17 protein-coding genes are annotated in these 15,649 nt (G+C 48.0%); 2 read left to right on the forward strand and 15 right to left on the reverse strand.

Going from position 1 to position 15,649, the window contains the following annotated elements; translation table 11 throughout:
- Positions 1-411: 411 nt before the first annotated feature.
- The 15 genes from spo0A to aroQ all read right to left on the reverse strand — a co-directional run bounded on the left by spo0A (position 412) and on the right by aroQ (position 14,126).
- Positions 412-1,143, reverse strand: coding sequence for a sporulation transcription factor Spo0A (spo0A, locus tag GVY43_RS05000; RefSeq protein WP_074036711.1), 732 nt, complete (start codon positions 1,141-1,143; stop codon positions 412-414).
- Positions 1,144-2,841, reverse strand: a complete 1,698-nt coding sequence (recN, locus tag GVY43_RS05005) for a DNA repair protein RecN (protein ID WP_074036709.1) — start codon at positions 2,839-2,841, stop codon at positions 1,144-1,146.
- Positions 2,842-2,854: 13 nt separating this feature from the next.
- On the reverse strand, positions 2,855-3,304 hold the full coding sequence (ahrC, locus tag GVY43_RS05010) for a transcriptional regulator AhrC/ArgR (RefSeq protein ID WP_012726567.1): 450 nt from the start codon (positions 3,302-3,304) through the stop codon (positions 2,855-2,857).
- A 155-nt stretch (positions 3,305-3,459) separates the two neighbouring features.
- Positions 3,460-4,275: a TlyA family RNA methyltransferase gene (locus tag GVY43_RS05015; RefSeq protein ID WP_159562457.1), complete on the reverse strand. Its 816-nt coding sequence runs from the start codon at positions 4,273-4,275 to the stop codon at positions 3,460-3,462.
- 6 nt (positions 4,276-4,281) lie between these two features.
- Complete coding sequence (gene dxs / locus GVY43_RS05020) at positions 4,282-6,174, reverse strand: 1-deoxy-D-xylulose-5-phosphate synthase (RefSeq protein WP_196431845.1); 1,893 nt, start codon at positions 6,172-6,174, stop codon at positions 4,282-4,284.
- Positions 6,175-6,297: 123 nt separating this feature from the next.
- Positions 6,298-7,176 (reverse strand): polyprenyl synthetase family protein, encoded by an 879-nt coding sequence (locus GVY43_RS05025; RefSeq protein ID WP_159562459.1) that lies wholly within the window; start codon positions 7,174-7,176, stop codon positions 6,298-6,300.
- Positions 7,173-7,397, reverse strand: a complete 225-nt coding sequence (xseB, locus tag GVY43_RS05030) for an exodeoxyribonuclease VII small subunit (protein WP_012726571.1) — start codon at positions 7,395-7,397, stop codon at positions 7,173-7,175. The genes GVY43_RS05025 and xseB overlap by 4 nt, the downstream gene beginning before the upstream one ends.
- Positions 7,372-8,718 carry an exodeoxyribonuclease VII large subunit gene (gene xseA / locus GVY43_RS05035; protein WP_159562460.1) on the reverse strand — a complete coding sequence of 449 codons (1,347 nt, stop codon included), beginning with the start codon at positions 8,716-8,718 and terminating at the stop codon, positions 7,372-7,374. Before xseA ends, xseB begins: the two co-directional genes overlap by 26 nt.
- Positions 8,711-9,547: a bifunctional methylenetetrahydrofolate dehydrogenase/methenyltetrahydrofolate cyclohydrolase FolD gene (folD, locus tag GVY43_RS05040; RefSeq protein WP_159562461.1), complete on the reverse strand. Its 837-nt coding sequence runs from the start codon at positions 9,545-9,547 to the stop codon at positions 8,711-8,713. The genes xseA and folD overlap by 8 nt, the downstream gene beginning before the upstream one ends.
- Positions 9,548-9,611: 64 nt before the next feature.
- Entirely contained in the window at positions 9,612-9,998 is a 387-nt protein-coding gene (nusB, locus tag GVY43_RS05045; RefSeq protein ID WP_159562462.1) for a transcription antitermination factor NusB, read from the reverse strand.
- 112 nt (positions 9,999-10,110) lie between these two features.
- Entirely contained in the window at positions 10,111-11,454 is a 1,344-nt protein-coding gene (accC, locus tag GVY43_RS05050) for an acetyl-CoA carboxylase biotin carboxylase subunit (protein WP_012726575.1), read from the reverse strand.
- Between the two features lie 7 nt (positions 11,455-11,461).
- On the reverse strand, positions 11,462-11,911 hold the full coding sequence (gene accB / locus GVY43_RS05055; protein ID WP_012726576.1) for an acetyl-CoA carboxylase biotin carboxyl carrier protein: 450 nt from the start codon (positions 11,909-11,911) through the stop codon (positions 11,462-11,464).
- 118 nt (positions 11,912-12,029) lie between these two features.
- Positions 12,030-12,596, reverse strand: a complete 567-nt coding sequence (efp, locus tag GVY43_RS05060; protein WP_012726577.1) for an elongation factor P — start codon at positions 12,594-12,596, stop codon at positions 12,030-12,032.
- 29 nt (positions 12,597-12,625) lie between these two features.
- Positions 12,626-13,693 carry a Xaa-Pro peptidase family protein gene (locus GVY43_RS05065; protein ID WP_159563645.1) on the reverse strand — a complete coding sequence of 356 codons (1,068 nt, stop codon included), beginning with the start codon at positions 13,691-13,693 and terminating at the stop codon, positions 12,626-12,628.
- The gene (aroQ, locus tag GVY43_RS05070; RefSeq protein WP_159562463.1) at positions 13,689-14,126 is read right to left on the reverse strand and encodes a type II 3-dehydroquinate dehydratase; all 438 of its coding nucleotides are present in this window, start codon (positions 14,124-14,126) and stop codon (positions 13,689-13,691) included. Before aroQ ends, GVY43_RS05065 begins: the two co-directional genes overlap by 5 nt.
- Before the next feature lie 142 nt (positions 14,127-14,268).
- Here aroQ and GVY43_RS05075 point away from each other — a divergent pair, with 142 nt between their 5' ends.
- On the forward strand, positions 14,269-15,210 hold the full coding sequence (locus GVY43_RS05075; RefSeq protein ID WP_159562464.1) for a DUF1385 domain-containing protein: 942 nt from the start codon (positions 14,269-14,271) through the stop codon (positions 15,208-15,210).
- 14 nt (positions 15,211-15,224) lie between these two features.
- Positions 15,225-15,635 carry an SA1362 family protein gene (locus tag GVY43_RS05080; protein WP_159562465.1) on the forward strand — a complete coding sequence of 137 codons (411 nt, stop codon included), beginning with the start codon at positions 15,225-15,227 and terminating at the stop codon, positions 15,633-15,635.
- Positions 15,636-15,649 lie beyond the last annotated feature (14 nt).

The following is a 15,649-nucleotide window of genomic DNA, read 5'->3' on the forward strand; positions in this document are numbered from 1 at the left end:
AAGTCGAACGCTTGCCATAAACTGTTCAACGGTTGACAACACTCCTTTTGGTTAACTGAACGATTGTTTTTTCCTATATCAACCCCTAGCTTCGAGTTGATGATAGAATCGCCTCGCGAATGAGCGACTGTCGCGACCTCACGTCGGGACATTAACGACTTGAGGTGTCGTTCCCACCTCTGAGCTATAATCGGATAGCGAACCGAGATGATTTGGTTTCTTCAAACGTTGCTCCGGAACAAGTTTGAAAAGCGTTCATCTGACGCTTGTCCAAGTAACTTGGTACATCTTTATTATAACAAAGGCCCACCATTTTGCAAGCGCTTTCTTTCATAAAGTAAATAAATCTGAAAGTAATTGTTTCATCAAAAAAGACTAAGTCCCATCACGACTTAGTCCTCATGAAATGATTCAATTATTCTTAAACGATACATACGTGACGAAGTACGAGATAAACTCCGAGTTTTTCGGGCTTCGCTCACGCTCCGGTCGCCCTTCGAACATCTCATGATCGCGCATGCCGTTCTCCCATGCCGTCTTGATTGCATGACGCATTGCTCGTTCTACACGAGAAGATGTCGTCTCATGCTCTTTTGCGACCATCGGATATAATTCTTTCGTGATGAGACCGAGCAAATCTTGCCGTTCTCGCACGTAAATGACAGCTTGACGGATATACTTGAACCCTTTGATTCGCGGAGAGATTCCGAGTTGCTGAAGCAGGAGTGAGATTTCAATTTCTTCTGGCGTCATTCCGTCGAATTCTCGATTTGTTCCTTCTGACAATTCACGAATTTTCGTTAATAACTGTTGAATATTGAACGGTTTGACGAGAAAATAAGAGGCCCCGAGTTGCACGGCCTGTTTCGTCACTTCATCTTTTCCAAACGCGCTCAACATGATCACTTCCGGTTTGTCATCACCTAATTCTTCATTTAGGCGTTGCAATACTCCGATTCCATCCAAATGCGGCATGATAATATCGAGTAAGAGTACATCCGGTTGGTGTGTCTTGACGACATCCAAGCATGTTTCTCCATCGTGTGCCGTACCTACGACACGAAGATCAGGCTCAGATTCTAGTTGTCGGCTCAACAAATCGACGATTTCTCGATTGTCGTCCGCAATACATAATGTAATCACTTATGACACTCCTTTGATGAACTTCTGTTTTACTTGTTGTGACATCTCAAGTAATTCTTCGACGTGTTGCTTCGTCAAGTCTGTCATTTGAGCGCCAGCAATCATGCGACCCAATTCGTCGATTCGACTTTCACGGTCGAGGGACGTCACATTTGTTTTCGTCCGTTCATTCGTTTCGGTTTTAGTAATGTAAAGATGTTGGTCTGCCATCGCAGCAACTTGTGCCAAGTGCGTGATACAGAGGACTTGAGAGCCGACAGAAAGTCGGAAGATCTTTTCACCCATCGCCTGCGCGACACGTCCAGAGACTCCTGTGTCGACCTCGTCAAAAATAATGGAGGCCACGCCGACCGTTCTTGAAAAGATGGATTTGAGTGCGAGCATGACACGGGAAAGCTCACCTCCTGAAGCGACTTTTGCGAGCGGTTTGAACGGTTCTCCAACGTTCGTCATCATGTAAAACTCCACGTCATCTAAACCATCTTGTTTAAGCGATGTGGTTTTGAAACGGACCTCGAACGCTGTTTTTTCCATATATAGTTCTTTCAGTTCTCGATGAATCGCATGCTGAAGCGACTCCGCAGCCACCTTACGCGCTGAAGAGAGTCTCATACCAGCATCTCTTGCAATCTGCTCTAATCGAATGAGTTCATCTGAGAGCGTCTGTAAATGCTCTTCCCGGTTCGTCATCGACTTCAATTCATCCGACACTTGTTCGCCATAGGTGATGACTTCTTCGATGGTCGTCCCATACTTTCGTTTCAATTGCTGGAAAAGAGCCAATCGTGACTCAATCTCATCCAATCGAATCGGGTCAAATTCGAGCGAATCTAACTGGTCCCGGAGTTGAAACTTTGCATCCTCCAACAAATAATAAGCGTTAGAGATAGTTTCCGATACAGATGTCAAAGACGAAGAGAGCTGTGACGCCTCTTCCATCTCGCGCATCGCCACTCCGATTTGATCGAGTCCATTTGACTCCTCGGCAACCGCCTCATACGAGAGACGAATGTGTTGATGAATGCGTTCAAAGTTGGCCAATTCATCCCGTTCTTCTGTCAACGCCTGTTCTTCCCCAACTTTTAATTCAGCCGCTTCGATTTCTTTCGTTTGAAACGACAAAAGATCCATTCGTTGAGCAAGCTCCTGCTCACTTTGACTAAGACGCTTCAATTCATCGGCGACTTGTTTCCAAGCCGCAAATGCCGTTTGATATTCCTCGACTAACGGACTGATTTCTTTTTCGGCGAAATGGTCTAATATGCCAAGGTGAAATTCCGCATCCATTAAATGTTGATGTTCATGTTGACCGTGAATATCGACCAGGAGCCGTCCGAACTCCCGTAACGTCGAGAGCGGCATCATTTTCCCGTTCACACGGCAGACGCTCTTCCCGCTACTATGTAGGTCTCGACGTAAGATGACTGTCCCATCTTCAACATCGATGCCATATTGTTCGGCCGCTTCGATGACCGGGTGATCCGGTTCAATCATGAACAGACCTTCGATTTCAGCTTTATCTTGACCATATCGCACGAACTCACTTGAGCCACGTCCTCCAACAAGCAATCCAATCGCATCCAACAAGATCGATTTACCGGCACCTGTCTCACCCGTGAGCACAGTCATACCTCGATTAAACGGAATGTTTAATTCGTCAATAATCGCAAACTGTTTGATTGATAGTTCTGCTAACATACGTACGTTCACCTCATAACATTCCGAGTAGTCGATCGATGATTTGCTTCGCTTTCTCTTCATCACGTGCAATCATTAAAATCGTATCATCTCCACACACCGTTCCAATCAATTCATCCCAAGATAAATGATCGATCAAGACACCGATTGCATCAGCATTCCCCGGAAGCACTTTCATGACGACCAAATTTTGAGCAGAATCGACCGAGACGAAACTGTCACTAAGGATTCGCTTCATTTTACCGTATGGATTAAAACGTTGATCCGCAGGCAAGCTATATTTATACCGTCCATCGTTCAATGGGACTTTGACCAGATGTAACTCTTTAATATCCCGAGACACGGTTGCCTGTGTGACCGGATACCCCGAGCGACGTAGCTCATCCACTAACTCATCTTGCGTCTCGATTTCTCGATTCGTCACGATGTCTCGAATTTTAATCAATCGCTGTCCTTTGTTCATAAGCGCTGACACCTCATTTTTCGTTTCACATACACATTATCATTCTAAAGTATTGTCGAAAAAAGGTCTAGCATTCCAGGTGGGATTTCCACCATTCCCCATCTAGTAGACGAGTAAAGGAAAAAGCTACAGACGACGAGGTCTGTAGCATCATTTTATCCCTTAAGTTTGGCATGGGCCGCGTTTACGACCTCTTCGACTTGTAGCGATGGCGAGACGCCACCTACTCCTGTGTACCGAGCGAAGAGAAGAAACTCGATGTTCCCATCCCCTCCAGTGATCGGAGAGTAATCCAAAGCTTCGACAAAGAAGCCTTCCGATGCGAAGTATCGGACCATATCGCTTGCGACTCGTTCATGGACGTTACGGTCCCGAACAATTCCTTTTTTCCCGACATCGGCCTTCCCTGCTTCAAATTGAGGTTTGACGAGCGCCATGACGACACCGTCTTGCTTCAAAATTTGTTTCAACGGTGGCACCATCAGACGAAGCGAGATAAAAGAGACGTCAATCGTTGCGAAATCTGGTTTAATCGGGAACTGATCGGCCGTCGCGTGGCGGAAGTTCATCCGCTCCATGACGACGACGCGGTCATCGCTCCGTAGTTTCCAGGCAAGCTGATTATAGCCGACATCGACCGCGTACATTTGAGTCGCGCCGTTTTGAAGCGCACAGTCCGTGAACCCACCCGTCGATGAGCCGATGTCGATTCCGACTCGTCCAAAGACATCAAGCGGGAAGACGTCGAGCGCTTTCTCGAGTTTCAAGCCGCCACGTCCAACATAAGGAAGAACTTGACCCTTCACTTCGAGAGGGATATCATCAAACACTTTATCGCCCGCCTTGTCTAGACGTTCTGTCCCACTATAGACGAGACCGGCCATGACCGACCGTTTTGCCTTTTCCCGTGTTTCAGCAAGTCCACGTTCGACGAGCAATACATCTAATCTAGTTTTCTTTCTTTTTTCCATAATCCCTCACACATTCTGTCGATTTGTCTCCATGACGAACCGTTCAATCGATTCCGCCATTTGGGCAGGTCGCAGTCCAATCTCTTCTAGGAGCTGGTTGACACCGCCATGCTCGATATATCGATCCGGAATACCGAGACGTTGAATCCGTGGAAACGCTCCGGCTTCATTCGCGTGTTCAAGCACGCTACTTCCAAAGCCACCGGCGAGAGCAGCCTCTTCTAATGTCACGAGCGGAATCCCCTCTGCATAAAGTGAAGTCAGCATCGCATCATCGAGCGGCTTGATGCTACGACAGTTAATGACGCGCACACTGAGCTTACCTTCTAATAGTGCTCGGACTTCGAGGGCGTCTTGCACTTGGGGACCGAACGTCAAGATAGCGACATCTGTCCCTTCTGCCTCGACTTCCCAATCATCGAGTGAAATTTCTTGAAGCGTCTCACTCATCGGAACACCGATCCCTTCACCACGCGGGAAACGAATCGCAATCGGTCCACCATCGTAACGGAGTGCAGAATAGACGAGTTGTTGTAATTCTTCTTCATCTTTCGCCATCAAAATTCGAATGTTTGGCACGTGACGCATGAAGGCGATATCGAACACACCTTGGTGCGTCTCTCCATCCGCTCCGACAAGTCCAGATCGGTCAATCGTGAACACGACGTTCAAGTTTTGACGACAAATGTCATGGACTAGTTGATCATACGCGCGTTGGAAGAAGGTCGAATAAATCGAGACGACCGGTTTCAACCCTTGCGTCGCCTGTCCCCCAGCGAGGGTGACCGCATGTTGCTCGGCAATTCCGACATCAAACATACGCTCCGGGAATTTCTTCGTAAAGCAATCGAGTTTCGAACCGACACTCATCGCTGGTGTGATCAACGTCACCCGTTCGTCTGACTCAGCCACTTTCGTGATCGTCTCCGCGACGACTTTCGAATAGCTTGGTCCTTTCGGTTTGCCTTTGATGACTTCACCGGATTCAATTTTATAAGGTCCAAGACCGTGCCATGTTCCGACACCGTCCAATTCAGCCGGACGATATCCCTTCCCTTTTTTCGTAATGACGTGGACGAGAACCGGACCGTCGATTTTCTTCGCGTACTCAAGCGTTTCGAGCAAGTCTTTCAAATCATGCCCATCTGTCGGTCCAAAGTAAGTGAAGCCAAGTTCTTCAAAGAACGTTCCCGGAATGAGAGCAGATTTTAAGAGGTCCTTCACCCGTTCCCCGCTCCGTTCAAGTGAACTCCCGACGAGCGGGATGTGTTTGATGAGTGACTCCATTTCTTCTCGAGCATGCTTCAACTTGCGCGATGCCCGGATACGACCAAGCATATTATGCATCGCTCCTACGTTCGGCGCAATCGACATCTCGTTATCATTTAGAATGACAATCACGTTCTGTTTCTCGGCACCGATGTGATTGAGGGCTTCAAGTGCCATCCCCCCAGTCAAAGCACCGTCCCCGATGATGGCGATGGCACGATCGTTGGCGCGCCCTTTCAATTCATTCGCAATCGCAATCCCCATGGCTGCAGAGAGGGAAGTCGAACTGTGCCCTGTTTCCCACACATCATGCTCGCTCTCACAACGTTTCGGGAAACCACATAACCCATTGTATTGTCGGAGAGTATCAAACTGGTTCGTACGTCCTGTCAAAATTTTATGAACGTATGCTTGATGACCGACGTCCCATACGAGTTGGTCTTTCGGACTGTCAAATACACGGTGCAAGGCAAGCGTCAACTCTACAACTCCCAAGTTTGGCGCCAAATGCCCTCCCGTCACTGCCAATTTTTCAATCAAGAATCGTCTAATGTCTGAACCGAGCGATTCGAGCTCTGATACAGACATCCGTTTCAGGAACGACGGGTCTTGAATGGATGTCAAGTCCATAATGACCATCCTTTCTCCTCACATTTTACTGATTCGTACCTTACATTTTACAAGAATGTGACGGCATATGCCACACATTCCCCAAAACAAAGGTGACACGATGTGCTCATCGTGTCACCGAGGTCAATGATTTCGTTTCACTACAAATGATAGCATCTCAAGAAGCAACGGCGCTGGAACTGAAAGTGATTCAATTGCAGCGTGTGCCGCTCCCACTTCTTGCTCAAGAGCTTGCTTCGCTCCCTCTAAGCCGAGAAGCTTCGGATAAGTCGTCTTGTCATTCAATTCATCTGAGCCGACGCGTTTTCCGATTGCTTGTTCATCTCCGACGACATCGAGGATATCGTCTTGAATCTGAAAAGCGATGCCAAGATGACGTCCGAACTGTTTGAGGTGCATCCGATCTTCCACCGATGCCCCTGCCAAAATCGCACCGGCTTCAAGTGCATAGACGAGTAGCGCACCTGTCTTCCGTTCATGAATGGATTGGAGATCTTCAAGTGTGACGTCGTTCCGCTTTTCAGCCAGCATATCATCCAACTGCCCACCGACCATACCTGAGCTACCGGCCGCCAATCCGAAAATACGAATAATCTCGACGACATCTAGCGCAGGGAGTGGCATCTGTGTGAGAATACGGAATGCGTCCGTCAATAAGGCGTCCCCAGCCAAAATAGCGGTCGCTTCATCAAACTGACGATGATTGGTCGGTCGTCCACGACGAAGATCGTCATCATCCATGGCCGGCAAATCATCATGGATGAGTGAGTATGTATGAACCATCTCTAAACTCGCCGCCACCTCTCGTCCTCGCTCGAGTGACATGCTATACGTTTCAAGGACGGCATAGACGAGAGCAGGACGAATGCGTTTCCCGCCAGCCTCTAAAGAATACGTCATTGCGTCTCGTAATCGTTTCGGCATCTCACTCGACTCAATGAGTTCCTGCATCGCCAGTTCGACGGTCCGTTTCCACTTGTTCAAGTCATCGGTACGGTTCATGCGGATCCTCCTTTTTCACGAAGCGTCCCATCAAGTTCTAAAATTTCATCCATTTTTTTCTCGGCGGCAGAGAGTTTTGTCTGGCACAATGCAGACAAGCGGACACCTTCCTCATATAGGGTCATCGCTTCCTCTAATGGGACATCACCGCTCTCGAGTTGCGCGACGATCTGTTCGAGGCGCTCGAGCGCCGCCTCAAATGTCTGTTCTTTCTTCGTCACCGACAATCCTCTCCTTCACCTCAGCGATTGCATGACCATCCCGAAAACGAATCGAGACATCACCATCGCGTAATTGTTTCACGTTCTGCACATAGATCCCATCTTGTTCGATGAACGTATATCCACGTGACAAGACGGCGAGTGGACTGACTGCATGCAATCGTCCAACCTGTTGTGCAAATTGAAGCGTTGCTTGTTCTAATGGCTTCGTTCGACGGAGTCGCTCGACCATATGATTGACTTCTTCCCCTTGCTTGGACAACGTTTTTGAAAATCGTTTTACATCTAGCTGCTGTGACAACTGACGGAGCTGATGAGTGGCTTGGGTGAGATGTCGCCTCATCCCTTGCTCGAGACGGATTTCCGACTGGGCGAATCGTTCCCGTTTCTGAGATATCGTGTACCTCGGTGATTTTAATCCATAGCTATTGATCATCCGTTCCACACGGGTTCGCGAATCATCCAATTGGTCTCTGACGGCTTTGTGCAGATGGTTATCCAAACGTTCTACATCTTTTCGCTGCGCATCAATCATCGCGGTAGCGAGTTCAGCCGCCGCTGTCGGAGTCGCAGCCCGAACATCGGCAACGAAATCCGAAAGCGTAAAGTCTGTCTCGTGACCGACAGCAGAAATGATGGGAATCGTGGACGCATAGATTGCCTCCACCACAACATCTTCATTAAATGCCCAAAGCTCCTCGATAGAACCACCACCGCGACCGACAATGAGTACATCACAATCGGTGCGTTCGTTCATCCAGCGAATGGCAGAAGCAACTTGTGGAGCCGCCATTTCGCCCTGTACAGCAACAGGGGCCAACGTAATCGCCACATGTGGTGCACGACGTCGAAGTGTGGTTGCGATATCGTGTAGCGCCGCACCTTTTGGAGACGTCACGATTCCAACGCGCTCTGGAAACGTCGGGAGCGGGTGCTTCCGCTCCTCGTCGAACCATCCCATCTCCTCTAATTCACGCTTTCTCGCCTCATATCGCTCAAACAATAGACCGATTCCGTCTTGTCGCATCAATTCGACATATAGTTGGACATCTCCCGTAGCCTCATACATCGTCACCTTTGAGACGGCGATGACTTTCATTCCATCTTTCGGTTCGAATTGAAGTTGTTTGGCATCGCGAGAAAACATGACAGCTTTCATCCGAGACGCGTCATCTTTCAACGTGAAATAACAATGACCGGATGAATAACGTTTGAAATTTGAGATTTCACCGATGACCGCGACTTGTCGAAGCAATACATCATCATCAAGTTGTCGCTTCACATATCGAACAACTTCAGAAACCGGAAGTGGATTAGCCACGTGATGCAACCTCGACCGTATTATGCATGAGCATCGTGATGGTCATCGGACCGACACCACCCGGAACAGGGGTGATGGCACTCGCCTTCTCCTTAACAGCTTCATAGTCCACGTCACCGACTAGACGACCTTCGACCCGATTGACTCCGACATCGATGACAAGCGCGCCTGGTTTGACCATGTCTGCTGTGACTAAACCAGCGCGTCCGACCGCGACAATCAAAATGTCCGCTTGTCGTGTCATCTCACCGAGGTCAGCTGTTTTTGAATGACAATATGTGACCGTTGCTGATTCATTCAAGAACAACATGCCTACCGGTTTACCGACAATCTGACTACGACCGACGACGACAACGTGCTTTCCGGCGATCTCGGTCTGTGTTTTTGCGAGATGCAAGATGCCGTGCGGCGTGCACGGGAGTAGCGTATCAAGTCCGAGCATCATCTTCCCAACATTCTCAGGATGAAAGCCATCGACGTCCTTTTCTGGAGAGATGCGCATGATGACTCGTGTTTCGTCGATGTGTTTCGGCAGAGGGAGTTGCACGAGAATCCCGTGAACTTCTTCATCCGCATTCATCAAGTCAATCAAGTCAAGCAATTCCTTCTCGCTAATCGTCTCATCAAAACGGAGGACTTGTGAATCGATTCCGATTTCTTCTGCCGCCCGTTCCTTCCCGCGTACATAGCTATGACTTGCTGGGTCATCCCCAATCAACACGACTTTCAGTTTCGGTACGATGCCACGTGCGCGAAGTGCTGCCACACGTTCTTTTAACGTTTCTCGATATGATGCTGCCACTTGTTTCCCGTCGATCACTACTGCCATCTCTCTCATCCCCCGTTGTCTTTAGGTTTTTCTGTAGTTGGTCTGGTGTCTTATCTCTATTTTTTTAGTCTTCTTTAATGATGTTACCGAGTACGCCATTCACGAGTTTGCCGGCTTCTTCGTCCGCGAACAATTTCGCGAGTTCGACCGCTTCGTTGATGGTGACGTTTTCTGGAATCGTCTCGACGTATAACAATTCGAACGTTGCCATTCGAAGAATCGTACGCTCGACGTTTCCGAGGCGATCTAACCGCCAGTTTTTCAAGTTTTCAACTAGTAACGCATCGATATCTTCAATATGTTCTAGCGTCCCTGTGACGAGTTGTTCGTAAAACGGATCAGACTCTTCTCCATCCAATGCGAACTCGATTGCTTCGTCCACCTCTAATTTAGATACTTCGATTTGAAAAAGCGTTTGAATCGCTTTCTCTCGTGCTTCATGACGTTTCATTCAGTTACTCTCCTTTTACATGCTTTCATTGTGATAGTTTAGCATAAAGCACTCATAAATTCAGTACAAAAAACCAGGAAACCGAAATAATGTTCGGGCTTCCTGGTTCATGTTATTTTGCCAATGACATTTCTTTTTCAACGAATTTCGTATCGAACGTACCGATGCGGAACTGCTCATGTGCCATGACTTGTTGATGAAACGGAATCGTCGTTTTAATTCCCGAAACCGTAAACTCATCCAAAGCACGCAACATTTTCAGAATGGCCTCATCACGCGTTGGTGCATGAACAATCAACTTCGCTACCATCGAGTCATAGAACGGCGGGATCATCGCTCCTGCATAGAGTCCACTATCGACACGGACACCCATACCGCCTGGAACGATATATTGGTCAATCTTCCCTGCCATCGGACGGAAGTCCATAAATGGGTCCTCCGCGTTGATTCGACATTCGATGGAATGTCCTGAGAACGTAATGTCCTCTTGTGAGATGGCAAGCGGATGTCCGAGCGCCACTTCAAGCTGCGCTTGAACGAGATCGAATCCTGTGATCATCTCGGTGACGGGATGCTCGACTTGGATCCGGGTATTCATCTCCATGAAATAAAACTCGTTTGATTCTGGAACGTAAATGAACTCGATTGTTCCCGCTCCCGAGTACTGAATGGCTTTTGCCGCTTTGACGGCCGCATCCCCCATCAATTGACGTGTCGTTTCATCAATCGCAGGTGATGGCGCCTCTTCAACTAGTTTTTGCATGCGACGTTGGATTGTACAATCACGTTCACCTAAGTGAATGACGTTACCGAATTGGTCGGCTAGAACCTGCACTTCGACGTGACGGAACGACTCGATGAACTTTTCGAGATACACGTCACCATTCCCGAACGCCTGCTTCGCTTCTTTACGTGTCGCGACCAATCCTGAAACGAGTTCGTCCTCGTCTCGAGCGACGCGAATGCCACGTCCTCCACCGCCGGCTGTCGCCTTGATGATGACCGGATAGCCCATCTCACGCGCGAGTTCCATCGCTTCTTCGTCTGTGACGACACCACTTGAACCTGGAACGACAGGAACCCCTGACTCGATCATCGTTCGTTTGGCTTCATCCTTGATTCCCATTTTGCGAATCGCATAGCTGCTTGGGCCGACAAATTGAATTCCACACGCCTCGCACATCTCAGCGAACTCGGCATTTTCAGCCAAAAAGCCGTAACCCGGATGTACCATCGTCGCATCCACGGCGCAGGCGACTGATAAAATATTTGGGATATTCAAATAGGAGTCCTTCGATGGATTCGGACCGATGCAATAAGCCTCGTCAGCCAGATGAACATGTAACGCTTCACGATCTGCCTCAGAGAAGACAGCGACCGTCGGAATATTCAATTCTTTTGCTGCACGTATGATTCGAACCGCGATTTCCCCGCGGTTAGCAATTAATAATTTCATAACGACCTCACTTCACGCTGAAGAGCGGTTGACCGAATTCGACGAGATCGCCATCGGCGACTAACACCTCTACGATTTCGCCACTGATTTCCGCTTCGACATCGTTAAACAGTTTCATCGCCTCTAGAATACAAACGATTTGTCCTGACTCGACACGATCGCCGACGTTCACGAACGCTTCTTTATCCGGGGCCGGACGTGAATAGAACGTTCCAACCATCGGAGAGGTGATAGTACGATAAGACGCCTTTTCTTGCGTCGGTTCTTCTGTTTGTTCATTTACTTGAGGAGCAGGCGCAGGCGGTGCGAATGCTTGTGTCTGCATGATAGGCGCGCTCACTGTTTGTTGCGCTTCTTTCTTTAATGACAGTTTGAAATCAGATGTTTCAAGCTCCATTTCATGGACTGATGATTGGTCCAATAATTGAATAAGCTCTTTAATTTGATCGATTTGCATCTTTCTTACCCCCTGTTTATACCTGGTACTAATCTCTCCTTCACTATAACTGGTCAGACCAATGAATGCAACGAGAAAAAAAAGAGCACCCATTCATTCGAATGAGCACTCGTAAGGATTAACCGTTATAACGACCCATGAACTCTCCAGTACGTGTATCGACTGTCACTTTTTCACCTGGTTCGATGAAAAGTGGCACTTGAATGACATGTCCTGTTTCCACTGTCGCGTTTTTCTTCACGTTCGATGCCGTGTCACCTTTTACGCCTGGGTCTGCTTCGACGATTGTCAAGACAACGCTCGTTGGAAGCTCGATTCCAAGAATCTCCCCTTCGTAGTCCGCGATGCTGACTTCCATGTTCTCAAGCAAATATGGAAGTGCTGATTTGACTTGAGCGCTTGTCAATTCAAGTTGCTCGTATGATTCATTGTCCATGAAGACATACGTGTCGCCCATTGGATAAAGATATTGCATGCGTTTACGCTCGATGTGTGCGCGTTCGATTTTTTCTCCACCACGGAACGTCGTTTCTTGGATTGCACCGTTACGCAAGTTACGCATTTTCGTACGAACGAATGCCGCTCCTTTACCCGGTTTTACGTGTTGGAACTCGATGACTTGCCAAATCGAACCGTCAGACGTTTTGACCGTCAATCCTGTTTTTAAATCGTTAACTGATACCATATTGATTTCCTCCTAAATTCAGATGAAGCTTATGCCTCGATCGTAATTAACTCTTTTGGCGACTGTGTCAGACGGTAGCATCCGTCTTCTGTGATGACGACATCGTCTTCAATCCGGCAACCACCGACACCGTTGATGTAAATACCCGGCTCGATCGTTACGACCATACCAGGTTCGAGCACCGTTTCCGAACGGAACGATAATCCTGGGGCCTCATGCACTTCCATTCCAAGACCATGTCCTGTCGAGTGGCCGAAGTACTCGCCATATCCAGCTTCTTTAATAATATCGCGTGTCAATGCATCCGCTTCAATGCCAGTGATTCCGGCACGTGTGCCTTCTACACCAGCAAGTTGGGCACGAAGTACCGTATCGTAGATTTGACGCAACTCATCCGAAATCGGACCGATTGCAAGCGTACGCGTGATATCTGAGCAGTACCCTTTATAGTAAGCACCGAAATCAAGCGTAACCAATTCTCCAGATTCGATGACTTTATCACTTGCCACACCGTGTGGTAGCGCCGAACGGAGACCCGAGGCGACAATCATGTCGAACGATGACGAGTCAGCACCTTTTGAACGCATGAACATTTCGAGTTCGTTCGCGACTTCTCTCTCGGTACGACCAGGACGAATGAACGTCTGGATATGGGCGTACGCCGCATCAGCGATTGCCGCAGCTTCCTTCATAATCTTAATCTCTGATTCATCCTTAATCAAGCGCAGTTTTTCTACGATTCCAGACGTTTCAATAAGTTGAGCGTCGACATCTTTTTCATAGGCACGATATTGCCCCACTGTCATCGCATCCTGCTCGATGCCAAGGCGCTTGATGGATTCACGGGACACGACATCTGCTACCGACTTGATGAGTGATGTATCAAGCTCAATGATGTCGTACCCTTTTACTTGATCGTTCGCTTGTTCCGTGTAACGGAAGTCCGTGATGAAACTTGCCGAATTCGACGTGATGACTATGACACCGCTCGACCCGGTGAAACCAGATAAGTAGCGGATATTCTCACGTTTTGTGACGAGTAATGCATCAATCTCGTTTTTTCCTAACTGTGCTTGCAGTTTGTTTACGCGTTCAATCATGTCGATTCCTCCAATGTTCGATTAGTGCATGCAGCGCTAACGTATAGCTCGTGAGTCCAAAACCGGTAATGACACCGATACAGACGGCAGCAAGTTTCGACTCATGCCGAAAAGCCTCGCGTGCATGCACGTTCGAGATATGTACTTCAACGACTGGGGCAGCGATAGCGGATATGGCATCCCGGATCGCGATTGATGTATGCGTATAGGCACCTGCATTCAATATGACACCCTCATAATCAAAAGCGTCATGTAGCGCATCAATTAAATCTCCCTCATGATTCGATTGTTTAAAGGTGAGTTCGACGTCTTCTGGAGCGCGCAGCATCAGTTCTGCCGCCAAACCTTTCAACGACACCTCGCCATATACATCCGGTTCACGACGACCCAGTAGATTTAAATTCGGTCCATTTAAAACTAAAATCCGCAACCTTCTTCCCCCCTCGTTCGTCAAGTCTCATCTATTGTAACAAATTTATCGAAAGAACGTGAATCGAGCCTTCTGCCCTTTCGCTTTTTTTACAAATCACGGTATAATTCAAGTACAACATTTGAAGAATCGAGGAAAGTGAATGAATTCCAAACCAACCATCCCAGTCGGGGGACAGGCGCTCGTGGAAGGCGTCATGTTTCAAGGCCGCTCTGAAAGCGCATCTGCCATCCGGCGAAAAGATGGCTCGATTGAAACATTCGAGCAAGCACGCATTCTTGTCCCTTGGGTCCAATCTTTAAAAAAAGTACCTTTCTTGAGAGGGATTGTCGCGCTGTATGAATCGTTAAAGAACGGTTCTGCACATATGAACTTTGCGAGCGATCGATATGATGTCGATCCAAGTGAAGATACGAACACGAACGAAGACCAAAAACAGAGCATATGGATGATTGCCTTCATCGCAATCGTCGGTGTCATCTCGTACGTTTTTGGTAAATTGATTTTCAATGTGACGCCAGCACTTCTCGCGGCCATGTTTCAAGACGTACCTTTATTTTCCGGACATGTGATTCAAAACCTCCTTGAAGGGGGAATAAAATTAGTATTGTTACTCAGCTACCTTTACTTGATATCATTGACGCCACTCATTAAGCGTGTCTTCCAATATCACGGCGCTGAGCATAAAGTCATCAATTGCTATGAATCCGGGCGTCCGGTCACGGTTGAACAAGTACGCCAAAGCTCGCGATTGCATTATCGCTGTGGCTCAAGCTTCATTTTATTCACCGTCTTCGTCGGGATCGGCGTTTACATGATTGTGCCAATTGACCCGCTCTGGTTGCGACTCGTCAGCCGAATCGCGCTATTGCCGGTCGTCATCGGAATCTCATTTGAAGTCCTGCAGTTTACCAACCGTTTCCGCGACCATCGCTTTCTGTCATTCCTTGGCAAACCGGGCCTGTCGCTCCAATTATTGACGACACGAGAACCAAATGATGAGCAGATTCAAGTCGCGATTGAAGCATTTGAAACATGGGAACGAAAAGAGTTAGGAGAATCGGTCATTCATAGAGAGGGATAAGAGGAGGAAGCACCATGATCAGACAAAGAGTCGGTTCGATCGCTGCAACAATCGTGTTTATCCTTGGCTTCATCGGGGTCGGGCATATGCTTGCCACCGATCCAGGTCGCCTGTTTAGACAATTGTTGTTCATCGGGATATTCGGGTTAGTCTTTTATGTGATCTATCGCGTCTTCATGGCACCACGTATGTCTGCAGAAGATGCACGCTATCGTAAAACCGCGCAAGCCTCAAAAAAACGAATGCAGGGAAGTCGCGGTCCTCAAGTCAAACCTTCCGCTTCCGCTAAAAACCGGAAAGGGAAGAAACCTGGTTCGAACGTCACCAAGTTATCTAAACGTTCAACCGTACATCGTAGCAATCCTCCACACCTAACAGTGATTGAAGGAAAAAAAGGGAAGAAGAAAAAGAAAGCAAACATGTAAAAGGAGCGCCACGG

It is taken from the genome of Exiguobacterium sp. 8H, from assembly GCF_902506255.1.
Lineage (GTDB): Bacteria > Bacillota > Bacilli > Exiguobacteriales > Exiguobacteriaceae > Exiguobacterium > Exiguobacterium profundum.